Annotated in this window: 19 protein-coding genes and 1 pseudogene; 8 read left to right on the top strand and 12 right to left on the bottom strand. The window is 44.9% G+C overall.

All coding sequences use genetic code 11. The annotated features are described in order from the left end of the window. The 4 genes and pseudogenes from R7040_RS12885 to fabB form a co-directional block, all read right to left on the bottom strand. Positions 1 to 2,831, bottom strand: a pseudogene (locus R7040_RS12885) (FimV/HubP family polar landmark protein); the annotation flags it as partial. A gap of 239 nt (positions 2,832 to 3,070) precedes the next feature. Continuing rightward, on the bottom strand, positions 3,071 to 4,084 hold the full coding sequence (locus R7040_RS12880; protein ID WP_318096881.1) for an aspartate-semialdehyde dehydrogenase: 1,014 nt from the start codon (positions 4,082 to 4,084) through the stop codon (positions 3,071 to 3,073). Then, complete coding sequence (locus R7040_RS12875) at positions 4,081 to 5,214, bottom strand: 4-phosphoerythronate dehydrogenase (RefSeq protein ID WP_005380560.1); 1,134 nt, start codon at positions 5,212 to 5,214, stop codon at positions 4,081 to 4,083. The genes R7040_RS12880 and R7040_RS12875 overlap by 4 nt, the downstream gene beginning before the upstream one ends. Before the next feature lie 340 nt (positions 5,215 to 5,554). Continuing rightward, the gene (gene fabB / locus R7040_RS12870) at positions 5,555 to 6,766 is read right to left on the bottom strand and encodes a beta-ketoacyl-ACP synthase I (protein WP_005380557.1); all 1,212 of its coding nucleotides are present in this window, start codon (positions 6,764 to 6,766) and stop codon (positions 5,555 to 5,557) included. 128 nt (positions 6,767 to 6,894) lie between these two features. Here fabB and mnmC point away from each other — a divergent pair, with 128 nt between their 5' ends. Further along, positions 6,895 to 8,913, top strand: a complete 2,019-nt coding sequence (gene mnmC, locus R7040_RS12865) for a bifunctional tRNA (5-methylaminomethyl-2-thiouridine)(34)-methyltransferase MnmD/FAD-dependent 5-carboxymethylaminomethyl-2-thiouridine(34) oxidoreductase MnmC (RefSeq protein WP_318096880.1) — start codon at positions 6,895 to 6,897, stop codon at positions 8,911 to 8,913. A 76-nt stretch (positions 8,914 to 8,989) separates the two neighbouring features. Here mnmC and R7040_RS12860 read toward each other — a convergent pair whose 3' ends face one another. From R7040_RS12860 to R7040_RS12850, 3 genes are all read right to left on the bottom strand, one after another. Then, positions 8,990 to 9,514: an NADPH-dependent FMN reductase gene (locus R7040_RS12860; protein WP_005380552.1), complete on the bottom strand. Its 525-nt coding sequence runs from the start codon at positions 9,512 to 9,514 to the stop codon at positions 8,990 to 8,992. A 146-nt stretch (positions 9,515 to 9,660) separates the two neighbouring features. Beyond that, positions 9,661 to 9,924, bottom strand: coding sequence for a YfcL family protein (locus R7040_RS12855; RefSeq protein WP_005380548.1), 264 nt, complete (start codon positions 9,922 to 9,924; stop codon positions 9,661 to 9,663). Positions 9,925 to 9,949: 25 nt separating this feature from the next. After that, positions 9,950 to 10,480, bottom strand: a complete 531-nt coding sequence (locus R7040_RS12850; protein ID WP_005380546.1) for an elongation factor P hydroxylase — start codon at positions 10,478 to 10,480, stop codon at positions 9,950 to 9,952. A gap of 332 nt (positions 10,481 to 10,812) precedes the next feature. Here R7040_RS12850 and R7040_RS12845 point away from each other — a divergent pair, with 332 nt between their 5' ends. Further along, the gene (locus tag R7040_RS12845; protein ID WP_005380544.1) at positions 10,813 to 11,436 is read left to right on the top strand and encodes a trimeric intracellular cation channel family protein; all 624 of its coding nucleotides are present in this window, start codon (positions 10,813 to 10,815) and stop codon (positions 11,434 to 11,436) included. Between the two features lie 223 nt (positions 11,437 to 11,659). Here R7040_RS12845 and aroC read toward each other — a convergent pair whose 3' ends face one another. Both aroC and prmB read right to left on the bottom strand, forming a co-directional pair. Continuing rightward, a complete protein-coding gene (aroC, locus tag R7040_RS12840) occupies positions 11,660 to 12,745 on the bottom strand; it encodes a chorismate synthase (protein WP_017820803.1) in 1,086 nt (361 codons plus the stop codon). Positions 12,746 to 12,924: 179 nt separating this feature from the next. Then, complete coding sequence (gene prmB, locus R7040_RS12835; RefSeq protein WP_005380541.1) at positions 12,925 to 13,857, bottom strand: 50S ribosomal protein L3 N(5)-glutamine methyltransferase; 933 nt, start codon at positions 13,855 to 13,857, stop codon at positions 12,925 to 12,927. 62 nt (positions 13,858 to 13,919) lie between these two features. Here prmB and smrB point away from each other — a divergent pair, with 62 nt between their 5' ends. Beyond that, positions 13,920 to 14,450, top strand: a complete 531-nt coding sequence (gene smrB / locus R7040_RS12830; RefSeq protein ID WP_005380539.1) for an endonuclease SmrB — start codon at positions 13,920 to 13,922, stop codon at positions 14,448 to 14,450. A 96-nt stretch (positions 14,451 to 14,546) separates the two neighbouring features. Here smrB and sixA read toward each other — a convergent pair whose 3' ends face one another. Further along, positions 14,547 to 15,011, bottom strand: coding sequence for a phosphohistidine phosphatase SixA (sixA, locus tag R7040_RS12825; protein ID WP_005380537.1), 465 nt, complete (start codon positions 15,009 to 15,011; stop codon positions 14,547 to 14,549). Positions 15,012 to 15,385: 374 nt separating this feature from the next. Between sixA and R7040_RS12820 the strand changes: the two genes are divergently transcribed. Further along, complete coding sequence (locus R7040_RS12820) at positions 15,386 to 18,163, top strand: insulinase family protein (protein ID WP_017635935.1); 2,778 nt, start codon at positions 15,386 to 15,388, stop codon at positions 18,161 to 18,163. A gap of 167 nt (positions 18,164 to 18,330) precedes the next feature. Next, a complete protein-coding gene (locus R7040_RS12815) occupies positions 18,331 to 18,585 on the top strand; it encodes a hypothetical protein (RefSeq protein WP_005384444.1) in 255 nt (84 codons plus the stop codon). Between the two features lie 62 nt (positions 18,586 to 18,647). Here R7040_RS12815 and fadJ read toward each other — a convergent pair whose 3' ends face one another. After that, positions 18,648 to 20,759: a fatty acid oxidation complex subunit alpha FadJ gene (gene fadJ, locus R7040_RS12810; RefSeq protein WP_005380532.1), complete on the bottom strand. Its 2,112-nt coding sequence runs from the start codon at positions 20,757 to 20,759 to the stop codon at positions 18,648 to 18,650. Further along, on the bottom strand, positions 20,759 to 22,066 hold the full coding sequence (gene fadI / locus R7040_RS12805) for an acetyl-CoA C-acyltransferase FadI (protein ID WP_213913642.1): 1,308 nt from the start codon (positions 22,064 to 22,066) through the stop codon (positions 20,759 to 20,761). Before fadI ends, fadJ begins: the two co-directional genes overlap by 1 nt. Positions 22,067 to 22,786: 720 nt before the next feature. Between fadI and R7040_RS12800 the strand changes: the two genes are divergently transcribed. The 3 genes from R7040_RS12800 to R7040_RS12790 all read left to right on the top strand — a co-directional run bounded on the left by R7040_RS12800 (position 22,787) and on the right by R7040_RS12790 (position 25,643). Beyond that, complete coding sequence (locus tag R7040_RS12800; protein WP_005380528.1) at positions 22,787 to 23,362, top strand: sigma-70 family RNA polymerase sigma factor; 576 nt, start codon at positions 22,787 to 22,789, stop codon at positions 23,360 to 23,362. Beyond that, positions 23,355 to 24,086, top strand: coding sequence for a DUF3379 domain-containing protein (locus R7040_RS12795; RefSeq protein WP_054576272.1), 732 nt, complete (start codon positions 23,355 to 23,357; stop codon positions 24,084 to 24,086). The genes R7040_RS12800 and R7040_RS12795 overlap by 8 nt, the downstream gene beginning before the upstream one ends. A 297-nt stretch (positions 24,087 to 24,383) precedes the next feature. Then, on the top strand, positions 24,384 to 25,643 hold the full coding sequence (locus R7040_RS12790; protein ID WP_064354222.1) for an outer membrane protein transport protein: 1,260 nt from the start codon (positions 24,384 to 24,386) through the stop codon (positions 25,641 to 25,643). The last annotated feature ends 275 nt before the right edge of the window (positions 25,644 to 25,918 follow it).

Genomic DNA, 25,918 nt, shown 5'->3' with positions numbered 1-25,918 from the left:
ACTTGTTCTGACTCAACGGACTCGGACGTTTCTAACGCAGGTTCGCCAGCCATAGATGCTAGAGCATCTTCTTCACTAAACTCAGGAAGATCCAGCTCGTCAAAATTGAATTCATCTTCTGATTCAGTTGGTAAGCCTGCTTCAACTTGTTCTGACTCAACGGACTCGGACGTTTCTAACGCAGGTTCGCCAGCCATAGATGCTAGAGCATCTTCTTCACTGAATTCTGGCAAATCTAGCTCATCAAAATTGAATTCTTCTTCTGAATCGTTGGTCGACTCAGTTTCCGGCTCCAATTCAGGCTCATCCAGTAGCCAATCTTCTTCTTGTGGAACACCGAATTCATTTTCTATTGTATTTGGTGTCGGCGTGAAGGCTGGAATGTCTTCCTCTTGCTCAACGTGAGGCTGTACCTCAGCATCGGACTCCACGGATGGTTCTTGTGTTGAATCAGTATCGGTAGCCTCTTGCTGTAGTGATGAAGCTTCCTCTATCTCCGCTTGTGTTTTTTCAACTTGCTGCGGTAAATCGTCTTCACTATCAAATAGAGCGTCAAGTTCAGCAGAAAAATCCGCTTTTTCTTGTTCTGTTGGCAGAAGCTCTTCACTGTCTGACTCAAATAGGTCGTCTAGCTCGCTCATTAAAGGATCATTCTCTGGTGAGAGGTCCTCTAAATCACCAAGAAATTCATCGCTGCTAAATGGCTCTGAAGTAGCTTCTGGCTCGGTTAATGGTTGATCTTCTACAGCTTGTTGCGTGTCTGGCTGGCTTTCACTTAATAAAGCGTCGATGTCCAACCCAGACTCAATGTCCTGATCTTCATGAGTTTGTTCTGACTCAACTACGGGAGATGGCTTTTCGTCGGCGTCTGATTCACCAAAACCAAGTGATTTCAGTAACTCTTCCTCTTCCGATTTATTCTGCTCTGGGCTCTCGTCCTCTCGAATCAGATCATCAAACGGATCTAAATCAGCTTCAGTCTCTTCATCAAGTTCAGAGGTAACATCATCAATGAGTTCATCCAGTAAGTCTGTGCTATCTGCGTCTAACTCTTCGATCGAGTCATCACCTTCAAAACCAGAGATTGCTTCTAGCTCGTTTAGTGGATCAAACTCGTCTGTGTCATCTTCATCAAAATCAATGAGTTCATCGAGTAGCTCTGTACTGTTTTCATCTAGAACAGGACCTTCATTGGCGTCAGCTTCTCGAACTTCCGATTCACTAGCCGGTTGTTCATACTGGGCCAATAGCTTATCGATATCGTCGTCAGATGCCTCTCCTACACTAAAGTCATCATCCGAAACGGGCTGTTTTAACTCAGGCTCATCAGTATCTAAATCGAAGTCATCGTTGCCAAGTTCAGCAAACAAGTCATCAAGCATATCCTGGTCGACAGTGTCACTTGGTAACTCTTCTGACGGCTCATCAGCTGCAAGTAACTCGGCAAATGCGTCGTCTGAAAGCGAGTCTGATTTCTCATTCGCATCATCCGAAAGATCGAAGCCAGACTCATCGTCATCGAGCACTTCTAGTTCTGGAGCAACCTCATCTAAGGCTCGCTCCATTTCTTCTAAACCAAGCGCCTTTTCTTCGCCGTTGACTTGGATACCATTGTTCGATGACTCAAACTCATCCAGACCAACATCTAGGTCACCGTCATCGCCAATATCTGCAAATGGGTCATCGTCCCCTTCCAGATTGAAATCAAGTTCTTCATCGTCGAGGTTAGCAAAGACGTCTTCTTCTAAATCTGACTTCTCTTCTTGTAAAGACTGTGTGTTGATATCTTCATCTGCAAACAATTCATCATCAAGCGTGAGCTCTTCATCAAGCTCATCCGCCGCCGCTAAACCGATTGGCGCCGCAAGAGGATCAACGTTTTTCTGTTCCTGTGCAGCCGCATCTTCCTCTTTCGCTTTAGAGCGTCGACCAAGAAGCATAACAACTAGCAACGCAATCAAAGCACCAGGAATTAATGCCGCAAGACCAACAAGCCAACCATTCGACAAAATTTTGTCCATGGTGCTTGGTTGCATGCGTTGTTGTTCAGCAAGGCGCTGACGTTCTTCAGCAAGCAGCTTCTCGACTTCCGAGCGAATGCGTTCTTCGTCATTCAGCTCGCTTTTCAAAGTTTCGACTTCGCTTTGCACTTCTGACAGCATCAATCGAAGACGATGATTCTTCTCTTCTAATGACTCTAATTCACTTTGTGAGCCTTGAAGTTTGTCCTTTAGCGCACTGACCTGCTTTTCACCCTGCGGAGAGGTGGTTACTGGTGGCGCAGGGATGACGGGTATTGTTTTCGGAGTTGGTTTTGGCTCCGTTGCTGCCACTGTCTCTGGCTTAGCCGCAGGCTTGGGTTCTACTTTAATTTGTGGCTTTGGTTGCTCGGTGACTCGTTGTGCTGGCGTCGCTCTATTTGTCGGCTTCAGCTGTTTTAACTTAGCTTCATGCGCCTTCATAATCGCAACAGCTTGCGCTGTGGTCGCGCTTTGCACTTGCTCTAGAGAAGGTACTCGTAGCCGACTCCCTGGGATCAATTCATGAATGTTTTGGTTCTCAAACGCTTGAGGGTTAATTCGGTAAATGGCAAGAAGCGTTTGTTGAACGGTAACACCGCGTGAAGGTCGTAATTCTGAAGCGATCGACCATAGTGTTTGATTTTCACCAGTCGGACCAAAGAAACGTGACGGTTGAGTATTCGCAGGAGGAGCAGGTAATGCTCGCTCAATATCTTCAGCATAGCTCGGAGATGATTGCACTTCACCAGACGGTCCAACAAGACGAATTCCTTCGGCTTGAACCACTGATGATGTCTGAGTCGCGCTCATCAACACAAGGGCTGCTAACAAACGCTTATAATTTTGACGCATAGAAGGCTCAGTTTTGTGCTAAATACAATTTGAAATGGTGATCGGTTAAATATATCGGATATCGCATGCAAAACTATAGCGTTGAGAATAAAAAATGTGTGGCTCTCGCCATATTCGTACTAATCTCACACTATTTTGTTTCGTTCGTACAAAAAAGCCTCGCACTGTGCGAGGCTTTGAAACGAATTGTAAACGACTTAGTAGTAATCGCGGATCAGAACTTCTGCGATTTGCACCGCGTTAGTTGCCGCGCCTTTACGCACGTTATCAGCAACAACCCACAGATTTACGCCACTATGATGACTGATATCGTTACGGATACGGCCAACTATTACATGGTCTTTACCGCCCGCATCGCGAACTTGTGTAGGGAAGTCTTCACCGTGGAACACTTCGATACCGTCAGTTTGTTCAAGCAAGTTAACGACTTCTTGTGCATCGATAGGTGAACGAGTCTCAATGTGAAGTGCTTCTGCGTGACCGTAGAATACAGGAACACGTACACACGTTGGATTGACTGTGATTGATGGATCGTTAAAGATCCTCTGTGTTTCCCACACCATTTTCATTTCTTCTTTGGTGTAGCCGTTTTCCATCATCTGATCGATTTGTGGAATACAGTTAAACGCGATCTGTTGAGAGAATTGCTTCTTGTCTGCGGGCAGACCGTTTAGCAGCTTCGCCGTTTGACCTGCTAGCTCATCGATACCCGCTTTGCCTGCACCAGACACCGATTGGTAAGTTGATACGTTAATACGCTCAATGCCCACCGCATCGTGAATTGGTTTTAGTGCCACCAGCATTTGGATGGTTGAACAGTTCGGGTTCGCAATGATGTTACGGTTACGAAACTCTGCAATCGCTTCTGGGTTTACTTCAGGCACAACAAGAGGAATGTCGTACTCGTAACGGAAGTGTGATGTATTGTCGATAACAATCACGCCTTCATCAGCGGCAATTGGAGCCCACTTGGCTGATAGCTCACCACCAGCAGAAAACAGTGCGATATGCGCTTGAGACCAATCGAACTCTTCTACGTTTTGAACGCGTACCGTTTTACCATTGAAGCGATAAGTCTTGCCTTCGCTGCGCTCACTCGCGAGTAGGAAGATTTCGCCTACTGGGAATTTGCGCTCTTGAAGCACATCCAAAATTGTTTCACCGACCGCACCGGTCGCACCTAAAATGGCAACATTATATTGCTGGCTCATTGACTTACCTCAATCTGAAAACCTAGTTCTGCTAATGGAGCAAGGTTACATGTTTTGTTACCCACTAGCGTGACAGCGCTGTATTCACGGCGATCCCAGTAGTTTTTACGCATCAGGTCAAAAGCGCCTGGCTTACTGATTTCGCGGCGGAAAAGAGCGTCATCTCTACGCACATCATAGATTAACTGCGTGATGTTATGCAGTGTTGCTTCGTCCCAAGCTCTGTCCAATACCATAGTAGGAACAGGCGCGGTTGGCAGTAAATCACTGGCATGCGCACGTAATTCGTTATTTAAGAACTCACAATAGCTGTTGAAAATCATCGTCGTACCGCGAGCTTTCCCTTCCAGACCATAGCCTGCAACGTGAGGGGTTGCGAATGCTAGCAGAGGCAGAAGCTCCATATCAACCTCTGGTTCAAATTCAAATACGTCAAGTGCCGCTGTAAAGCCATCGTTTTTCAAAAGACGTTGCTTCAAAGCAGCGTTGTCAACGATGGGACCTCGAGCCGCATTAATCAAAATTTGATCGCTGCGGAGACCATTTAATACCTTCTCATCAATCAAATGATGCGTTGGGTATGGGCCATCTTTGGTGATTGGCGTATGTAGTGTAATGATGTCTGAGCTTTCAATCAGTTCTGTCAATGGAGTAAAGCTACGAGGATCACCAGCCTCTTGTTTGAATGGGTCATTGATCAGAACTTTAATACCCATGCCTTTCAAACATTTCTCTAGGTAGCTACCTACTTGGCCTGCACCAATAATACCTACCGTCTTGTCAAATACCGAGAAACCTTGTTGCTGAGCGAGCACCATCATCACGCTGAACGCGTATTCCGCCACACCCACTTTGTTACACCCTGGCGCCGCAGTGAAGAAAATGCCTTTCTCTTTTAAGAGTGCTTGGTCAACATGATCCATGCCTGCCGTGGCCGTACCAACAAACTTCAGCTTGTTTGCTTTGCTGATCAGGTCAGCATTCACTTTGGTGACTGAGCGAATCATTAGGGCATCAACATCCACTAAATCATCAGCGGTCAGTGTACGACCTGGTTTTAGAATTACGTTACCGAGTTGGCTGAATAGTTCTTCAGCATACGGCATATTTTCATCAACAATAATTTTCATAGCGCCAGCGTTCTAACATCCATTTGTAAGAGTTCGTTTATTCGCAAGATGCGAAACTAAAGCGATTGTGCCCTTTTCCCGAAAAATCTCAAGATATAACACCAATAAACCTCAAGGAGGTAACTCCTATAGAATCGATTGACGGGAAGCCTAGAGAAAAGCAGAAACAGAGAAAAGAAAAAGCCCGGCTAAATAGCCGGGCAAAGTTCCAGAACAAAAGGATCCTATCCCGCTCTCCATGGGATAGAGTCTGCGTCTGTTCGATCAGTGTGACTGATCAAGCTCTGGAAACTGGATTGTTGGCGTTTACAGTACTCTCGCAAGGCGCCAACAAATTCAGTTAACCTTGGTACTTTTTAATAACCAAAGTTGCGTTTGTGCCGCCAAAGCCAAAGCTGTTTGACATTACGGTCGTTAGCTCTGCATCACGTGCTTCTGTCACGATGTCCAGACCTTGTGCTGCTTCGTCCAAGTTTGAAATATTGATGCTTGGAGCAATGAAGTTTTTGTCTAGCATAAGTGTTGAGTAAATTGCTTCGTGCACGCCCGCTGCGCCGAGTGCGTGGCCAGTCATTGCTTTTGTTGCAGAGATTGCAGGGCTGTTCTCACCAAACAATTGTTGGATAGCACCAAGCTCTTTCACGTCACCAACGGGTGTCGATGTGCCGTGCGTGTTGATGTAATCCACACCATCAACGTCTTGCATCGCCATCTTCATACAACGAATTGCGCCTTCACCTGATGGCGCTACCATGTCGTAGCCATCTGATGTCGCACCGTAACCTACGATTTCACCGTAGATTTTCGCACCACGTGCCAGTGCGTGCTCTAGTTCTTCAATAACCAGCATGCCGCCGCCGCCCGAGATAACAAAACCGTCACGGTCTGCATCGTATGTACGAGATGCTTTGTCTGGCGTGTCATTGTATTTGGTTGACAGTGCGCCCATCGCATCAAACATCATAGTTTGAGACCAATCTAGCTCTTCGCCGCCACCAGCAAAAACAATATCTTGTTTGCCTAGTTGAATAAGCTCCATAGCATGGCCGATACAGTGTGCAGATGTTGCACATGCAGAGCTCATTGAGTAGTTCACGCCACGAATCTTAAATGGCGTAGCAAGACAAGCAGAAACAGTAGAAGACATAGTACGAGGAACCATGTAAGGACCAACTCGCTTTACGCCTTTGGCGCGCATCGTGTCTGTCGCTACCGTTTGATTGTATGCAGAAGCACCGCCAGAACCTGCAACGATACCGGTACGATCGTTTGAAACCTGCTCTTCTGTAAGACCAGCGTCTGCGATTGCCTGCTCCATTGATAGGTATGCATAAGCAGCCGCATCACCCATAAAGCGCATCTGCTTACGGTCGATGTGTTCCGCCGGGTTGATTTTTAGGTCACCCCATACTTGCGAACGAAGACCGTGTTCTTTGAACTGCTCAGATGCAGTGATGCCAGATTTGCCCGCTTTAAGAGACGCTAGAACTTCTTCGACGTTGTTACCGATACTTGAAACAATACCCATACCGGTGATTACGACTCGTTTCATTATGACATTCCTATAATTCAAAAATCCGCTAGATGATAACTAAGATAGTCAACAAAAGTGGTCAGCTTTCCCATAAATTCGTACAATCGCCCCATTCTTACCGCGCCAAATCACAAATTTGCACCATTATGACTTCAATAAAAAACGCAGAACTTGGTTGGAACGAAGCTGGTACTCCGGTTTCAGACCAATTTGATGATGTTTACTTCTCTAACGTAAACGGTCTTGAAGAGACACGCTACGTTTTCTTAAAACAAAATCATCTCCCAGAAAGATGGCAGGAATTTGACCAAAGACGTTTTGTCATTGGTGAAACAGGATTTGGCACGGGATTAAACTTCTTAGCAGTATGCCAGTGGTTTAGTGAGTTTCGTCGTCAGCATCCGGACGCAACATTGAAAGAGCTGCATTTTATTAGCTTTGAAAAATACCCATTAAGCAAAGCCGATTTAAAGAAGGCGCATGAAGCTTGGCCTGAGCTAGCTGAGTACGCGGAAAAGTTACAAAAGCACTATCCTGCCGCTGTGCCGGAGTGTCATCGCATTGTTTTAGAAGACGGTGCAATCACACTCGACCTTTGGTTTGGTGACATTAAAGACTGCATGCCGCAAGTCCCATACAACGAACAAGGTTTGATTGATGCTTGGTTCTTAGATGGATTCGCGCCAAGCAAAAACCCAGAGATGTGGAACCAAGGCCTGTTCAACAACATGGCAAAGCTAGCCAAGCAAGATTGTACAGTTGCCACGTTTACCGCAGCAGGCTTTGTACGTCGTGGTTTGAACGAAGCTGGCTTTACAATGAAAAAGGTGAAAGGTTTCGGCACTAAACGAGAAATGATCGCCGGCTCTATGGAGCAACGTGAAAAGCAGTCGAACCATCTCCCTTGGTTCAATCGCACAGCATCTAGCAATCTTGATTCGATAGCCATCATTGGTGGTGGTATAGCCAGCGCGGCGTTAGCGAAAACGTTAGTTCGTCGTGGCCAAAACGTCACCCTTTACTGTAAAGACAAACAACCAGCCAAAGGATCTTCAGGCAATCGACAAGGAGCCGTTTATCCACTGCTTAATGGCCCGCACACGGGTGTTTCACGAGTGTTTGCTCCTGCATTTTTGTTCGCACGTCAGTTTGTTGAACAAGCAGCACAAGAGATCGATTTTGATCATGACTGGTGTGGCGTGACTCAGTTGATGTGGGATGACAAATCCACAGACAAACTGGAGAAAATACTTGCGGGTAACTTCACACCAGAGCTCATTCACAAGCTGTCCGCCGAGGAGACTGCGAACACTATCGGGTTACCTATTGATATGGCATCTGTGCACTACCCAATGGGAGGGTGGCTGTGCCCTGCCGAGTTAACTCGTGGGTTAATTAAACAATTGGAGCAGACGTCGTTACTCTCAACGAAGTTTGAACACCATGTTGAGGCATTAGATTGGGATGAAAAGCGTCAGCTCTGGCTACTAACGGCGAGTGGTCAAACATTTGAGCACTCAACGGTTGTGATTGCGAACGGCCATGAGTTCCAGACATTGAGTCAAACCGCTTCCCTACCAATGGGACAAGTGAAAGGACAAGTCAGTCATGCGCCAGCAACCGAAACGCTGAGTCAGCTGAAAACGGTGTTGTGTTACGACGGTTACATGACACCTGTTAACCCAAGTAATCAACACTTGTGTATCGGTGCAAGCTACGACCGCAGTCACCTTGACTACGAATTTGATGAAAACGCCCAAAAAGATAATGCGGAAAAGCTAGTGAAATGTGTACCGAATCAAACATGGGCAAAAGAGGTAGATATCACTGGTAATCAATCTCGCCAAGGTATTCGTTGTGTTAGCCGAGATCACTTACCATTTGTCGGAAATGTGGGTGACTTTGAGACGATCAAAACGCAATACGCCAACTTACAAAATCAAAAAGCAGAAGAGGTAGAAACCATTCATCAGTACCCTAACCTATTCTGCTTCTTAGGTTTAGGATCTCGTGGACTGAGCTCTGCACCACTATTAGCTGAAGTGTTGGCCTCCCAGATCTGTGGGGACCCGCTGCCATTACCTGTTGATGTATTAACCGAACTTCACCCAAGTCGAATGTGGGTTCGTAAACTAAGAAAAGGCAAAGCCATTACCGAGCTGTAAGAGTATTCTCTCGTTTTAATTCCCGACACAGATACGTGTCGGGAATCGCTAACTCACTAAGTTGCTCGTACTGAGATTACTTCAGCAGTGCAACTGCCTGTTTCACTTGCTCTGCCACTTCTGGGTTTACAACCTTACCCGATTCCACGTCAAAATTTTCGTAGAAGCTCGGCACCGATAACGATGCCTTTACATCCGCGCCAAAAAATTGTGCAGAACCTGTCGCCGCCGCAAGAACACTTTGTGCACCACCGGGACCTGGGGAAGTTGCTAAATAAACGACAGGTTTGTTTTGAAATACATTACGCTCAATGCGCGTCGCCCAATCGAACAAGTTTTTATAGGCCGCTGGGTACGAACCGTTGTGCTCTGCGAAGGAAACAACGAGAGCGTCAGCCTCCGCCAAGTCACGTAAAAACGCGACAGCCCCTTCAGCTTGACCTATTTCTTTCTCTTTGTCCTCGCTAAACATTGGCGCTTGATAATCGTTTAAGTCTAGAACATTCACTTGAGCGCCTTCGACTTGATTTGCTGCGTATGTAGCAAGTAGTTTGTTGATTGAGGTAGAGCTGGTAGATGCACCAAATGCGACAATTTTCATGGTTGTAATCCTTTGTTCACGTTTTATGCTGATCAGAATAAAAGTTGAACAGTTTCGCTACAACCACAAAAATTTTATGGAGAGGTTCGAATTTTTCGAAGTAGTAAATGACTAGGATTAAATAAAGGGAGAACGCTGCTTAGGGATTAAGCCTGAGCCTGGAGCTCTTGCCACAAATCACTGACAATCACGCGATCGGCCGGGCTTAACTCGGTACGCGCATCTTCTAAGCTGCTCTCAATGCGTGACTTCAGCTCAGTAATATCGCTAATCCCTTCTTCTTCACAAGACGCCGCGGATAAAGAGATGTGACCACGTAAATAACCACCAGCAAACAATTCATCGTCAGATGCTGTTTCAATTCGAGCATCAATCAGTTCCAGTAGTTTTTCTTCAAATTCAATAATCATGGTGTATCTCTGAGGTTATTAGTGGTTATTTAACGCAAAAGTCCGACGCTTCCAGTGGCTTAGTTTGATAAAATGCGCGCAGGGCATCAGAAAGCATTTTCACTCGCAAAGGCAAGCCAACGTCCAAAATACCTAGCACTTCTTTATGCACTTTTTTCATAAAGCCGAGCCTATCTGGTTCAAAATCGCCGTGTAGATTGTCACAACTCACCGTAAAAGGGAAGCCAGCGCTTTGTGCCAGAATCCATTCATAAGCTTGAGGTCGCACTTCAACTTTCTCAAACTCCGCTTGAACTTCTGCTGTTCGCCCATCGGGTTCATACCAATAGCCAAAATCTTCCAGCAAACGACGCTCTGGACCAGCCACACACCAATGCGAAATCTCGTGTAAAGCAGAGGCGTAAAAACCCCGAGCAAAAATAATCCGATGATGAGGGTGTTCATCATCAGCAGGAAGATAAATAGGCTCATCACCACCTAACTCTAATTTCGTATTAAATTGTTCTAAAAAGGTGTCATTAAAAATGGTGATTAAGTCTTGGTATTCGTGGGTCATCGTCGAGTTTGTACTTCAGTTTGACATGCGCTGCATATTGTCGCTGTTTTTAGCTATGAGGTAAAGGCAACCCCACATTTTTGGTTATTAGTTGAATTTATCTGAACATCGCTTTCTCCATACAATTTCTCATTCGTCAGCGTACTTATTTACCACTACACTCTCGCCTTATTTTGATGCCGTTCAAACCGCTATTTTTAAGCCGTTTGATTACAAGCATGTTGCTGGTTTTAATCACTTTTTAAGAGAGATAGAACCGTTTGTAAGTGTTGTTACTTCGCCTACGCTGATTCTCGTAGAACGTAGTGACTTTTTACGTTGAGTGTTTCCCTATGTTGCTAAGTGTGTTGTATATCATTGGTATCACGGCTGAAGCCATGACAGGTGCGTTAAGTGCTGGTAGAAGAAAGATGGACTGGTTTGGTGTTATGTTGGTGGCCAGCGCAACGGCCATTGGTGGTGGCACCGTACGTGACATTCTATTAGGCCACTACCCTCTTGGTTGGGTAAAAAACCCAGAGTTCCTTGCAATTACGTGTGTTGCAGGTGTGCTAACAACAGGTTTAGCGAAATGGGTGATTAAGCTGAAAGGTCTGTTCATTCGCCTCGATGCATTAGGTTTAATCGTGTTTAGTATCATCGGAACAAAAATTGCGATGGGCATGGGCTTGCACCCTGGTATTTGTATGGTTTCAGCGTTAGTAACTGGTGTATTCGGTGGGCTACTTCGCGACTTAATCTGTCGCCAAACACCATTGGTACTGCATGAAGAGCTTTACGCTTCTGTCGCTCTTATCGCATCAGGAATGTACTTAGCGCTATTAGAATTCAATGTTCCCGATGTCACTGCCACTATTATTACACTGGTTACTGGTTACATGTTGCGTATGGCTGCGGTACGCTTTAAGTGGCGTCTGCCTTCTTTCCATTTGGAAACCGAAGGCTCGATTCATTAAGCAAAAACTACTTAAACAAAAAAGGTTGCCTGATAAAATTGTGCCACCCGCGATTCAGTGAGTGGCATAATTTTATATTCAGTCATCCTGAACAGCGACGAAGGAGCATGATTCAGGATCTATTATCCGAGCACTCTGTTGTCAGAGATGTTTCTTTCTCTTTTCATCGTGCTGAAATTAGATTCCTAGTCTCGCTATAGCTCGCTGGAATGACACAAAGCTCTTAAATCTTCGGTGTTTCAGTTGTTACGCCATGGTTTTGACCACGGTGGCGTAGTAAATGATCCATCACCACAATAGCCAGCATCGCTTCTGCGATAGGCACAGCACGAATACCCACACATGGGTCATGACGACCTTTGGTGATCAACTGAGTTGGTTCACCTTCTTTTGTGATGGTCTCACCCGGCACAGTGATACTTGATGTTGGCTTAAGCGCAATGTTAGCGACAATGTCTTGACCAGTAGAGATACCGCCAAGAATGCCACCCGCATGATTACTACCAAAGCCTTCAGGAGCAAGCGTATCACGGTGCTGACTGCCTTTTTGGTTTACCACGTCGAAACCGTCTCCGATTTCCACGCCTTTCACCGCGTTGATGCTCATTAGTGCGTGCGCGATGTCTGCATCCAAACGGTCAAATACGGGTTCCCCAAGACCAACAGGCACGTTAGTTGCCACAACCTGGATTTTTGCGCCAATAGAGTCGCCTTCTTTTTTCAGGTCACGGATAAGTTGGTCAAATGCTTCTACTTTGTCAGCATCAGGGCAGAAGAATGCATTGTTCTCGATTTCGTTCCAATCTACCTTGTCGATAGATACATCACCCATTTGTGACAAGTAAGCACGAATCTCAACACCAAACTCATCTTTTAAGTATTTCTTCGCGATTGCACCAGCAGCCACACGCATTGCGGTTTCACGAGCTGAAGAACGGCCGCCACCGCGATAGTCGCGGATGCCATATTTTTGGTGGTAAGTGTAATCAGCATGACCCGGTCTGAACTTATCTTTGATGTCAGAGTAGTCTTTTGAGCGCTGATCGGTGTTTTCAATTAGCAAACCGATCGATGTGCCCGTGGTTTTGCCTTCAAAAACGCCAGAAAGAATTTTAACTTCATCCGGTTCACGACGTTGTGTGGTGTAACGTGATGTGCCTGGACGACGGCGGTCGAGATCGATTTGTAGATCTGCTTCTGTAATTTCCAACCCCGGAGGACATCCGTCTACGATACATCCCAGTGCGATACCGTGACTTTCCCCGAATGTCGTCACTCGGAAATGTTGTCCGATACTGTTTCCTGCCATTACTTCCTCAAGTTTTTATCGCCACGCTCTCTCAAAACAGAGCATAGCTGCTTTCCAATTCTTCGTGGATTCATAGTGGCTTTATTACGTTTTGATGTAAAGAGTTAATATCGGCGAGGTATGCATAAAAAAACACCGAGCATAAAGCTCGGTGTTTTGATGTTTAGTGCAAGACTCTATTAGTCTTTGTACAGTTTAAACTCTTCTGCACACTCAACCAGCTGGTCACGCGTTAGCATAAACACGCCATGACCGCCGTTCTCGAACTCAATCCAAGTAAATGGAATCTCTGGGTACTGTTCCATCATATGAATCATTGAGTTGCCGACTTCACAAATAAGAATGCCGTTATCTGTTAGATAATCTGGCGCGTTAGCAAGAATACGACGCACTAGTTTTAGACCATCCGTACCCGCAGCTAGCCCAAGCTCAGGCTCATGCGTGAACTCATCTGGCAGGCTGTTCATGTCTTCTTCATCCACATATGGTGGGTTGGACACGATTAGATTGTATTTCTCTTTTGGAAGATCACGGAACAAATCAGAGCGAATTGGGAACACTTGCTGCTCCATACCGTGATCTTGTACGTTTTGCTCAGCCACTTGTAGAGCATCTGTAGAGATGTCGATCGCATCCACTTCTGCTTCAGGGAAAGCGTGCGCACAAGCAATCGCAATACAACCAGAACCCGTACATAGGTCCATGATGCGCGTAGGTTCTTCCACCAACCAAGGTTGGAATTCCGCTTGAATCAATTCGCCGATAGGAGAGCGTGGCACAAGTACACGCTCATCAACGAAGAACTCAAGACCGCAGAACCATGCTTTGTTTGTTAGGTATGCTGTTGGCGTACGCTCGTTGATGCGTTTTACTACGCGCTCAACAATACGCAGACGCTCGCTTGTCGTTAGGCGAGAGTTCAATACGTGCGGAGGCACATCAATCGGCAAGTATAAGGTTGGCAGGATAAGCTGAACAGCTTCATCCCACGCATTATCAGTACCATGACCGTAAAACAGGTTCGCTGCATTAAAGCGGCTTACCGTCCAACGAATCATATCTTGAAGGGTATGCAGTTCCGATACCGCTTCTTCTACAAAAATCTTATCCAAAATTGCCTCCGAAAAGCGCTACAATACTGCCAATAAAGTTTATTAATGAAATTGTTTACCTAATGAGCAAAAAAGACACCGAGAACGATGACGATTTCGCCTTGTTTCAGGAAGCAGTACAGGGCGTAAAAAAGTTGCGACAGGATACCATAATCCAGCAACCAAAAAAAAATACTAAGCAAAAAGAAATCAAGCGCTCCAACCGTGAAGCGAGTGACTCTGAATTTTACTTTTCAGATGAGTTTGTCCCTCTATTAAACGATGAAGGTCCAACTCGTTATGCACGTGACGACGTCTCCACTTATGAAGTCAAACGTCTACGTCGTGGCGTGTATGTACCGGACGTGTTCCTCGATATGCACGGCATGACACAGCAAGAAGCAAAACGCGAGCTTGGTGCGATGATAGCCTATTGCATCAAAAACGAGATTCATTGTGCGTGTGTGCAACATGGTATTGGGAAACACATCCTGAAACAGAAAGCCCCACTTTGGTTAGCACAGCATCCTGACGTTATGGCTTTTCACCAAGCGCCACTAGAATTTGGTGGTGATGGTGCGTTGTTAGTGTTGCTTTCAATTCCTGAAAAGTAACAGGCTTACCGTAGACACGATGAAACGAAAAGGCAGGGATCTCCTGCCTTTCTTATTCTGTCTCTAATTTGCAAACGCTTATTTTGGTTTAGACACTTATGGCGTAATATGCCATAGCACTTCACCATTTTGTGTTTGTAAATCATATTCAATGCACACTAGGCCTGATGTAGGAAACATCGGAGGTGTCATGTCTTTTACAAACTCTGAAGTCAGATAACCGACCAAAGGCAAATGCGATACGAACAAAAGCGAGTCCAATTGTTCGACTTCGATTAACGCACTTGCGAAATCGAAGACATGCTCGGACTGGCCATAAGGTGTAATATCTTCACAAGTTTCAATGCTTTTTGCAGAGAAATACGCACTGATCTCTTGCCAAGTTTGTTGAGCTCTAATGTACGGACTCACCAACACTTTATCGAATTGCGCAAAACCCTGTTCTTTACAGGCTCTCGCAACCGCTTCTGATTCGACTCTGCCTCTTGGGGTCAATTGTCGTGCTGCGTCTGAATCTGCAAAATGCTCGGCTTCACCGTGACGCATGATGAATATTTTCATGTTATTTCCTAGGGATAGCTAACGCTACCAAAAGGTTGACTGCTATCTTTATTAGATAGACGGGGCTAACTTTAACAATGACGAAACAAAAATACTGATATAATTATCTGTTCATTATACCAATTCGCTTGTTAAAGATAGCGACTTTCTTAACAATCTATTAAAAGAATGTACTCAGTTCATCACACTATTTAACTGTGCAATGAGTTCAGAGCATTCACTCAAACAGTTCTTCCCCATACGCAAACGCGATGGGCCTGTGCAGAAGTCTACGAATAACAAAAATACGGCAAGCAGTATTTGTCGAAACGCAAACTTTGCGCCCCCCGCGAGGGGAGCCTAAATTACTGTAATGCGAAATCTGGAGACGCATCGTGCATCTAAGTCCTAACGATTCAAATCAATACCGCTACATTACCTTGAGCAATGAACTGCGTGTACTGCTGATTCATTCCGATACAGCTCAACAGTCGGCAGCTGCTCTGGCAGTGAACGTTGGACACTTCGACGACCCAAACGATCGCCAAGGTCTGGCACACTATTTAGAACACATGCTTTTTTTGGGTACGGAAAAATACCCTAAAGTGGGCGAGTTTCAAAGCTATATTAGCCAACACGGTGGAACAAACAACGCTTGGACTGGTACAGAGCACACTTGTTTCTTTTTCAATATTGCTCCAAATGCCTTTGAAAGTGCCTTAGATCGATTTAGCCAATTTTTTACCGCACCTTTGTTTAACGAAGAAGCATTAGACAAAGAACGCCAGGCTGTCGACTCCGAATACAAGCTCAAACTCAATGATGATTCTCGTCGCCTGTATCAAGTTAACAAAGAAGTCATCAATCCAGAGCACCCGTTTTCAAAATTCTCTGTCGGAAACTTAGATACTCTTGGCGACCGAGATGGTAAATCCATCCGCGACGAAATTGTGGAGTTTCACCACTCTCAGTATTCCGCCGATTTGATGACACTGACTCTATTTGGGCCACAGTCGCTCGATGAACAGCAAGCTTGGGTAGAAACCATGTTTGCTGACATCCCAAATCACCACCTTCGTGGAAAATCGATTGATGTACCGATAGGCACTGAGGAAAGCACGGGCATTTTGGTTCAAGTCGAGCCGCTCAAAGAGTTCCGTAAACTGATTCTCACATTCCCCATGCCGGGAATGGATGCGCATTATAGCGTGAAGCCACTCTCCTACTTTGCTCACCTGTTGGGTTATGAAGGAGAAGGCAGTTTGATGCTTCAACTCAAAGAAAAAGGCTGGATTACCTCTCTCTCAGCGGGCGGCGGCGCGAGTGGCAGTAACTACCGAGACTTTACCGTAAGCTGCACCCTGACGCCAAACGGCTTAGATCATGTTGATGATATCGTTCAAGCGGTTTTTCAATACCTCTCGATGATCAAACAAGACGGGTTAGATGAATGGCGCTATCTCGAAAAACAAGCGGTATTAGAATCGGCTTTCCGCTTCCAAGAGCCATCGCGCCCAATGGATCTCGTCAGCCATCTGGTGATCAACATGCAGCACTATCAACCGGAAGACACGGTTTATGGTGACTACAAAATGGCGGGCTACGATGAGGAGTTACAGCGTTCATTGCTGCGATACTTAACCATCGATAATGTACGCGTCACTTTGATTGCTAAAGGCCTGGAATACAACCGTACTGCCGAATGGTACTTTACCCCGTACTCCGTCACACCTTTTAGTGAAGACCAACGTCGTTTCTATCAACAAATCGACCCAAGCTGGCAATTCGTCTTACCGGAAAAGAACCCTTATATTTGCTACGATCTCGACCCCATGCCACTCGAAAATGGTGATTCACTGCCAGAGTTGATTGAGGATCTCGAAGGGTTTCGGCTGTGGCATTTGCAAGATGACGAATTTCGCGTGCCTAAAGGTGTCGTTTATGTCGCTATCGACAGCTCTCATGCCGTTGCATCACCAAAGAACATCGTCAAAACGCGCTTATGTGTAGAGATGTTCCTCGATTCGCTAGCAAAAGAAACCTATCAAGCAGAAATCGCAGGGATGGGTTACAACATGTACGCTCACCAAGGTGGCGTGACCTTAACCCTCTCAGGGTTCAGTCAAAAGCTGCCTCAGTTGCTAGAAATGATTCTGCACCGTTTTGCTTCTCGAGATTTCAGCCCTGCTCGCTTTGAAACCATCAAACAACAACTGTTACGAAACTGGAGAAATGCTTCACAAGATCGCCCTATTTCGCAGCTGTTTAACGCACTTACTGGGTTACTTCAACCCAATAACCCGCCTTTCGCAACCTTAGTCGAAGCGCTAGAAGAAATCGAAGTCGATGAACTCTCGGTATTCGTAGAATCCATTCTTGCAGAACTGCACGTTGAAATGTTTGTTTACGGAGACTGGCAACGCCAGCAAGCCCATGACATGGCAACGACTTTAAAAGATGCTCTAAGAGTTAACGAGCAACGTTATGAAGAAGCACTTCGTCCGCTCATTATGCTAGGTAAAAATGGCAGTTTTCAACGTGAGGTGCATTGTAATCAGCAAGATTCCGCGGTCGTTATTTACCACCAGTGCGAGGATATTGAGCCTCGCAGTATCGCGCTATACTCATTGGCCAATCACCTTATGTCGGCAACGTTTTTCCACGAAATCCGTACCAAGCAGCAATTAGGTTACATGGTAGGCACTGGCAATATGCCGCTAAATCGTCACCCTGGTATTGTACTGTATGTGCAGTCACCTAATGCAGCACCTGCCGAGCTGGTTACCTCAATCGATGAGTTTTTAAATGCCTTTTATATGGTGCTGTTAGAGTTAAACGATTACCAATGGCACAGCAGTAAGCGCGGCTTGTGGAACCAAATAGCAACGCCGGACACCACACTTCGAGGTCGGGCTCAACGTCTTTGGGTTGCGATAGGAAACAAAGACACTGAGTTTAACCAACGTGACAAGGTACTGGCGGAGTTGAAGAAGCTGACGCGCGCAGACATGATTCGCTTCGTTGTGAACGAATTGAAACCTCGTACTGCAAATCGTTTGATCATGCACTCTCAAGGTCAAGCGCATTCGGAGGCTCCGCGCATCCATCTAGGACAAGAAATAGGATCGATTGAAGAGTTCCAACTTCGGCCAAAAGATTGCGGCTTGGGGTGATCTAGTTGCGCAGAAATAAAATTGTCGATTACTAGAATGAACCTACAAACCCATGAGGTTGTCGGTCTCATAGATTGAATCGGCACCATAATTGGCAGAAAATTGAAATTACGCCATTGCGGCTTATGCTCTAATTACCGCACTAAAAATAACTTAATGAGGTAATCATGAAAAAAGCACTTTTACTTGTGGCTCTTATACTGCCATTGGCATCTGCTCACGCTGAAATCTCAGTCAAAGGCGATGGCTTCGAATTAAGTGACGACTGTGTGCGCCTTAGCGGAGACAATGTATCCATCAAATCAGATGATTGCTCTTCAAAGCAGTGGAATGATAAAGACAAAAAAGGTAACAGCAGCGTTCACGGGGACGACAACCCAGGTAAAGGCCACAATAAAGATAAGAAAGACAAGAAGAAGTAACCATTTCTTCTTTATGAAAAAGGCTTGCCACTGGCAAGCCTTTTTCTCTACCGCAGCAACGTTTAATAGAACGTTGTCCCTTCACCAGCTCGAGTAAGCAAACCATCACATGGCGCGTAACGATCGCCATACTTCGATGCAAACTCATTCATTTTCTCTACGAGCTCTTTAATGCCAAATTGGTCCATGTAACGGAACGGACCACCCAAGAACGGTGGGAAACCAATACCAAATATCGCGCCAATATCACCGTCACGTGGCGAGCGAATGATACCATCATCCAAACAACGTACCGCTTCATTCAGCATTGGCAGCACACAGCGCAACGCAATATCGTTATCGCTTAGCTTAGATTCAGGGTCGAGCTTAAGCAGTTTGTAAACCGATTTGTCGACATCTTTCTTCTTGCCCTTGTAAGTGTAAAACCCCTTACCACTCTTGCGTCCTTTACGTCCATCATTTAACAAGATATCAAACACATCCGGCCCTTTGAATCGGTCACCTAACTCATTAACCAGGATCGGCATAATTTTCGCGCCAATGTCGACACCAACTTCATCCAACAAGGTAATCGGGCCAACAGGGAAACCAAAATCAAGCAACGCCGTATCAATCTTTTCGATCGGTTCGTTAGCCAACAAAATATGCGCCGCTTCGTTCATGTATGGAGCAAGAATGCGGTTCACGTAAAAGCCCGCTTTGTCTTTCACTACGATCGGGGTTTTACCTTGCTTCTTAGCAAGTGCAACAACTGTTGAAACGGTTTCATCTGACGTCGTTTCATGCGGAATCACTTCCACCAACGGCATTTTTTCTACCGGGCTGAAGTAATGTAAACCCACTACGTTTTCTGGACGCTCCGCTTTTTCTGCAATTTTGTGGATAGGCAACGAAGAAGTATTGGTCGCAAAGATAGTTTCTGTCTTAGCGTTCGCTTCAATGTCCGCCACCATTTTTTGCTTAAGATCTAAGTCTTCAAAAACGGCTTCAATTACGACATCAATATGATTAAAACTGGTAAAATCGACACCACCAGACAGTTGCAGCATTTTCGCTTGCAGATCGGCCTTGGATAGAATGCGACGTTTGCGCTGTTTCTCAAATAACTTGTAGTTGTAGTTGAGCGCGTTTAAAACGCCATCGTTGCTAACGTCTTTGATGCGAACAGGTACTTTTGCTTTTGCAACAGACACATGGCTGATTCCGGCGCCCATCAGACCACCACCAAGCACACCAACTTTATGAACTGGTGCTGGTTTCGCATCCGTGCCATTTTCTTTCTTCATTTCTGTTGTGGCAAAGAAGATCGAACGGAGCGCTTTTGACTCTGAGCTCATCACAAGCTCACCGAAGCGCTTCGCTTCAAGCTCTTGACCTTTAGCGAAGCCTTTCTCTAAGCCATGTTGAATAACTTCTAGAATTGCAACCGTTGCTGGATAGTTACCGCGAGTTTTTTGATTCGTTTTCTTCGCAGCTTGCTCAAATACAAACTTGCGCCCTAGCCCGCTACCAGACATCACCTTTTCTTTCGTCGATAGCTTTTTCGTGCCCTTGTTTTTACCTTTGTCGATAAACTGTTTTGCTACGTCGAGCAAAATGGTGTCAGGCACACAGGCGTCCACAACGCCCAATTTTTTAGCTTTCTTCGCACGAAGTTGTTTACCCGTCAGGATCAAGTCCAACGACGGTAACAGGCCAATCAAACGTGGCAGACGCTGAGTACCACCAGAACCTGGCAATAAACCAAGTTGTACTTCTGGCAGACCTAAACGCGTTTTGTCAGAATCCGTACAAACACGGTAATCACATGCAAGAGCCAGTTCTAAACCACCGCCCAAACATGGGCCATGAATAGCCGCAACGACAGGATACGGTAAGTCCGATAGCTGCTGGAATAAATCCTGACCTTGCCTTGCTAAGTCTTCCGCTTCACTTGCTGTGGTGCATGCTTCTAGCATTCGAACATCTGCGCCCGCAACAAAATTGTCCGGTTTTAGGGAGTGGATGATCATCCCTTTAATACCACTGGAGTCTTTTAGCTGAGCAAAAATTTCTTTCATTTCGTCAGCAAAAGCCGCCTGCAGCGTATTCATTTTTTCATTAGGAACATCAATTGCTAACCAAGCAATATTTTGCTCATCAACCTTTAGACTAAATGCTTTTTGCTCGCTCATTACTCAACCTCCAGAATCATTGCCGCACCAAGACCACCAGCAGCACATGCGGTATTCAATGCAATACCACCGCCACGGCGTTTTAGTTCTCGTAGGGTTTGCGTCATCATACGCGCACCAGTCGCAGCAAATGGGTGACCATAAGCAATTGATCCGCCAAGCACGTTGAACTTATCCATGTCAATTTCACCAATCGCTTTTGAGCGACCAAGGTTTTCTTGAGCAAACTTATCGGAAGCAAACATCTTCACATTCGCCAATGCTTGAGCAGCAAAGGCCTCGTGCATGTCGATCAACGTCAGGTCTGACAGTTCCAAGCCTGTATTTTCAAGCACTTTCGCTGTGGCATAAGTCGGCCCCATCAGCATGTCCTTTTCCACGCCGATAGCAGAGAATGCATAACCTCGGATGTAACCAAGAATCTCCATTCCGAGCTCTTTCGCTTTACCTTCTCGCATCAACATCACTGCCGCACCACCATCAGTCAATGGCGTACTGTTCGCAGCCGTAACACTGCCATACTGACGATCAAACGCAGGTCGCAATTTCGCGTATCCCTCAACCGTTGAGTCATGACGGATATTGTTGTCTTCCGAAATCCACTTTTTGTATGGTTCAGGGAAAGCCGTCATCACTTCATCTTGGATTTTTCCTTCTTTCCAAGCTTGAGAAGCCAGCGTATGAGAACGATGTGCAAGCGCATCCTGTTCTGCGCGAGAAATACCATGTGTTTTAGCCATTTGCTCTGCAGTTTGTCCCATGGATAAACCCGTAGAGTACTCTGCTACTGCTGGTGGCACTGGCATCAGGTCTTTAAAGCTCAAGTTTTTGAGGATACTAAGCTTCTGACCCATTGTTTTTGTCTTACTAAGAGCAAGCAGATTAGCAGCCAATCTCTTTGATACGCCAATAGGCAGGACGGAAGAAGAGTCTGCACCGCCAGCAATACCAATATCGATGGTTCCCGCCATGATGCTTTCTGCGACATTAACCGCCGCTTGAAAACTCGTCGCACACGCTCGAGTCACACTGTAAGCATCAGTATGGATGTTCATACCAGTGCCTAACACGATTTCTCGTGCGATGTTTGGCGCTTCAGGCATTTGTACTACTTGTCCAAATACCACTTGTTCGATTAGCTTCGGATCAATATCTGTTCGAGCAAGCATTTCGCTTACTACCATTTTCCCTAAATCGACCGCTGGCACTTGGCTAAATTCCGTGCTTTGACGAGCAAAGGGAGTTCGAAGCCCCGCGACAATAGCGACACGCTCACCATTGCGTGTTTTTACTTCCTGCTTGCCCATTGTTTCTCCTTAAATACAAGAGGTCTGACCTGATGCATTGTAATGAATTTGTTAAATTTATCAAACGTGCGTTTAAATAAACGTGAAGCAAGTAGTTCAATTACTCTACTTCTTTGATTCTTATGCGATTACTAATGGTTAACTATAGAGAGTTAAAACGGTAAGAGGTATACGGAAAGTAAAATCGAAGCAAAAAAAAACCACACATAACTGTGTGGTCGGAATATCTATAAAACAATTAACTTACGCCAATTGAAAAGTAATCAGTTTCCTGATTAGGAGAAAGTAAAGTCAGCCTTCAAAAGGAAGTGTCATCTTGCTCAACATGTTAGTCGCAATGACTAACGAGATGACAAGGTGTACTATAACCCCTTCACTGCTTGATATTTTGAAATAGATCAATTTTATAGTGATTTTACGAGTTTTAAGCTCACCTAAAGCGATTATTGATTCAAAACAATTCAAGAATCCACCATCAGAAGTCCCTTTTAATGCTCCATCGAGTGAACTTATCCAAGCCATTGATTACTAATGATGATATTGTTAACAATATATATCAATTCGTGTTCGATGATATCTGACATTTGCGTATACACTTTTAGGTAACCACATGGCTTATTGTGTCAAAGGGGTTGCATGACAAATCCTGCAACCAAAACCGCTAAGCGATGAAGCAAGTAAAGTCATGCTCAGAACAAATAAGAAACTCACAGAGCGAGGATGGAGGCTCCTGTGGCCATATTAAAAATGTTTGGAAAGAAAAATTCCAACAGTCCGGTCAACTCTGATATGGACAAGCAAAGAAAATACGAAGCGCTCGTCCGAGGGTATCATCGTGACTTGTACCGCTACGCATATTGGTTGTGCAAAGATAAAGCGGTCGCGGAAGATCTAGTTCAGGAAACCTGTCTTAGAGCTTGGAAGTCACTCGATAGCCTCCAAGACGAAAAAGCTGCCAAGTCTTGGCTCATCACAATATTGAGACGAGAAAATGCGCGCCGCTTCGAACGTAAACAATTTGATTTAGTTGATATCGATGATTACGGCAATGACGCTAAAGTCAGCGATGACTCACATCATCAGCAAGAATGGCTGCAGGCACAGATCATGAAGCTCGATGTTGAATACCGTGAGCCTTTATTTCTCCAGGTTGTTGGTGGTTTCAGTGGAGAAGAAATTGGCGACATTCTTGATTTAAATAAAAACACAGTGATGACTCGACTATTTCGCGCTCGTAATCAACTTAAAGAGATGTTGGATTCTCAAGATACCAAGAGAGGACAAAAGAATGGATGATTTAGAATTTCGTCGTCGTATTTTGTCGGATCCAAAACAAAAGGATGAAGAGATTCTGCAAGCTTTAGCTGGTAGCGACGCCAACAATAAGTTTGTTGATGACGTTTTGGATCTCGATGTAAAAATTAAACAAGCCATGAATGTGGATGTACCCGAAGATCTCGCAGATAAGATTTTATTTAGCCAGACGTCGAGTGCACTTGATGAAGAGAAGGTCGTAAGACCAAACTTTGTCCGCAAAGCAATGGCACTTGCCGCTTCTATTGCGTTCACCGCAGGATTATTCGTTGGTCAAGTAAACTGGGGAAATGTTTTGGTGTCTCCAGCACAAGCCAGTTTAGCGGATACCGCGATGAAACACGTTATTCATGAAGAACCGTTTGTTCGTCATCTTGATGAGGATGTACCGAGCTCGCAAATTAATGCGAAAATGTCGCCATTTCATTACCAGTTTAGTGAAAACTTTCCATATCACGTTTACTACCTAAACCACTGCGGTTTTGGCGAATCCAATGCGGTACATATGGTGTTCCAAGGTCCAAAAGGTAAAGTAACGTTATTTATTACTGGTATTCCAAGCGAACAAAGTACCGACTTTAGTAAGGATGGCATGACCGGAATCGTTCAGCCCGTCGGGAGTTCAAGCCTAATTTTAGTCGGGGAAGAAGGTGAAAATATTGATGCGATCGCTACGACTCTTGCATCAATGATTAAGCCGATGTAACAACTTCGACGATTTCCAGCCTTCAAAAGGTTAAATGCCGCTAAATGATCTTATTTAGCGGCATTTTTGTATAAATAGAACACAAAACATTCACCACCTCTATTGCATTTAGAGCTTAAACTCTAAATTATGCATTTTAAGTGCAATTTCCCGTCTTTTAGACATCATTTCTGCAATTTTTATTCAATTTTATCCAATGGTCGGATTTGTCCAAGCAACTATTGATACTACTATCTGCGCCACTGAGCAAAAGCTCAATTTATCGTCCAAAGAGACGAATCTAATAAGGAAAAACAAATGACTCAGAACACGCGTCTGTTTAAAAAGACTCTCCTAGCAGTAACGGTAGCTTTTGCCTCAGGTCAATCGATGGCAGCGGGTTTCCAAATCAACGCTCAATCAGCAACTGGCATCGGCCGTGCATTTGCTGGTGATGCAGTAATCGCAGATAACGCCGCGGTAATGGCTCGTAACCCAGCAGCAATGGCTCTATTTGATAAAATGGAACTTTCGTTAGGCTTCGAAAGCATTACTTCAATGATTGAAGTGAAAGATGCGAAATATAACGTTAATACTCCTTTGGGCTCCAGTACTGTAAATGTTGCTGATACTGATGATGTGGGTGATACGTCAATAGCTCCAAACATTCACCTAATCGTTCCAGTAAATGACAAGTTTGCATGGGGCGTAAACGCATACTCTAATTTCGGCACTAAAACTGAATTTTCAGATAACTACACCGCAACCGAGTACGGTGGTCTTACGGATGTAAAAAGCTTCAACTTTGGATTGGCGGGTTCTTACCGTTTAAACGAACAATGGAGCTTTGGTGCTGGTTTAGATTTAATCTACGGCCAAGGCACAATGAAGCGTACAACTAGCTCTTCAGTCCCAGGGGTTGGCGGTCAAAAAATTCTGGACGTAGATAAAGCTGATGGTTGGGCTGTTGGTTTTAACGTTGGTACTGTGTACGAACTAGATGAAAACAACCGTTTTGGTCTAGCGTATCGTTACAGCCCTGAATTTACGGCGAAAGACGACAAAGGTCAGGAAATCACGCTACCTCTACCAGATATGGCCGAATTTTCTGGTTTCCACAAAATCCAAGACACTAAGTTTGCTGTACACTACAGCATCCAATACATCGGTTGGAAAGATTTCGACCAAATTGATTTTGAGAACCTAAATCAGGGTTTACTTAAAGGTGGTTACTCGAAAGACTATCAATGGCAAGATGGCTGGCACTACGCAATTGGTGGTACTTACTACCTAAACAACAACTGGACACTTCGTGCTGGTTACATGTACGACACAAGCGCTCAAGATAAAGTAACGTCTATCTCGGTACCAGACTCAGATCGCCAGTGGTTCTCCACAGGTTTCTCTTACCATATTGATAATAGCTCAAACATCGATTTTGGCTTCACGTACTTGTTAGGTGAAGATGTAAAAGTTAATGAGAATACTCAATTAGCTCCTGGTCTTTCTACCGGTGTAACAGCAACAACTCATGCTGATGCAATTCTATTCGGCTTACAATACAGCCGTAGCTTCTAAACACTTCGCTGTTAGTTAGTAGAAAAATACTTTATATAAAAGGCTGGATTTCCAGCCTTTTTTCATATCTGCGATTTATTGCCCACTCAATTTGAGTGAACACGTGTATCTAAATCTCACAATTAGGACGCACAGCTGTTCGCTGAATTCCGTTTACAAGCCTTTCACAGTTAGATTATTAAACCACACAAATAACATTTGAAAGGATAATATTCCAAATGACCACTTGCGCTGGATTTTCATTTCTAAAGTAAAAACTCTACCTTTAAACTTTC

It is taken from the genome of Vibrio sp. 1069 (genome assembly GCF_033340555.1).
Note: the sequence above shows the minus strand (reverse complement) of the source record. Positions and strands in the feature narration are given on the sequence as shown.

Bases quoted from the DNA above. Each gene is read 5' to 3' on its own strand.
- R7040_RS12880 (WP_318096881.1), bottom strand. From the start codon at position 4,084: ATGAGCCAGCAATATAATGTTGCCATTTTAGGTGCGACCGGTGCGGTC.
- R7040_RS12875 (WP_005380560.1), bottom strand. From the start codon at position 5,214: ATGAAAATTATTGTTGATGAAAATATGCCGTATGCTGAAGAACTATTC.
- fabB (WP_005380557.1), bottom strand. From the start codon at position 6,766: ATGAAACGAGTCGTAATCACCGGTATGGGTATTGTTTCAAGTATCGGT.
- mnmC (WP_318096880.1), top strand. From the start codon at position 6,895: ATGACTTCAATAAAAAACGCAGAACTTGGTTGGAACGAAGCTGGTACT.
- R7040_RS12860 (WP_005380552.1), bottom strand. From the start codon at position 9,514: ATGAAAATTGTCGCATTTGGTGCATCTACCAGCTCTACCTCAATCAAC.
- R7040_RS12855 (WP_005380548.1), bottom strand. From the start codon at position 9,924: ATGATTATTGAATTTGAAGAAAAACTACTGGAACTGATTGATGCTCGA.
- R7040_RS12850 (WP_005380546.1), bottom strand. From the start codon at position 10,480: ATGACCCACGAATACCAAGACTTAATCACCATTTTTAATGACACCTTT.
- R7040_RS12845 (WP_005380544.1), top strand. From the start codon at position 10,813: ATGTTGCTAAGTGTGTTGTATATCATTGGTATCACGGCTGAAGCCATG.
- aroC (WP_017820803.1), bottom strand. From the start codon at position 12,745: ATGGCAGGAAACAGTATCGGACAACATTTCCGAGTGACGACATTCGGG.
- smrB (WP_005380539.1), top strand. From the start codon at position 13,920: ATGAGCAAAAAAGACACCGAGAACGATGACGATTTCGCCTTGTTTCAG.
- sixA (WP_005380537.1), bottom strand. From the start codon at position 15,011: ATGAAAATATTCATCATGCGTCACGGTGAAGCCGAGCATTTTGCAGAT.
- R7040_RS12815 (WP_005384444.1), top strand. From the start codon at position 18,331: ATGAAAAAAGCACTTTTACTTGTGGCTCTTATACTGCCATTGGCATCT.
- fadJ (WP_005380532.1), bottom strand. From the start codon at position 20,759: ATGAGCGAGCAAAAAGCATTTAGTCTAAAGGTTGATGAGCAAAATATT.
- fadI (WP_213913642.1), bottom strand. From the start codon at position 22,066: ATGGGCAAGCAGGAAGTAAAAACACGCAATGGTGAGCGTGTCGCTATT.
- R7040_RS12800 (WP_005380528.1), top strand. From the start codon at position 22,787: ATGGAGGCTCCTGTGGCCATATTAAAAATGTTTGGAAAGAAAAATTCC.
- R7040_RS12795 (WP_054576272.1), top strand. From the start codon at position 23,355: ATGGATGATTTAGAATTTCGTCGTCGTATTTTGTCGGATCCAAAACAA.
- R7040_RS12790 (WP_064354222.1), top strand. From the start codon at position 24,384: ATGACTCAGAACACGCGTCTGTTTAAAAAGACTCTCCTAGCAGTAACG.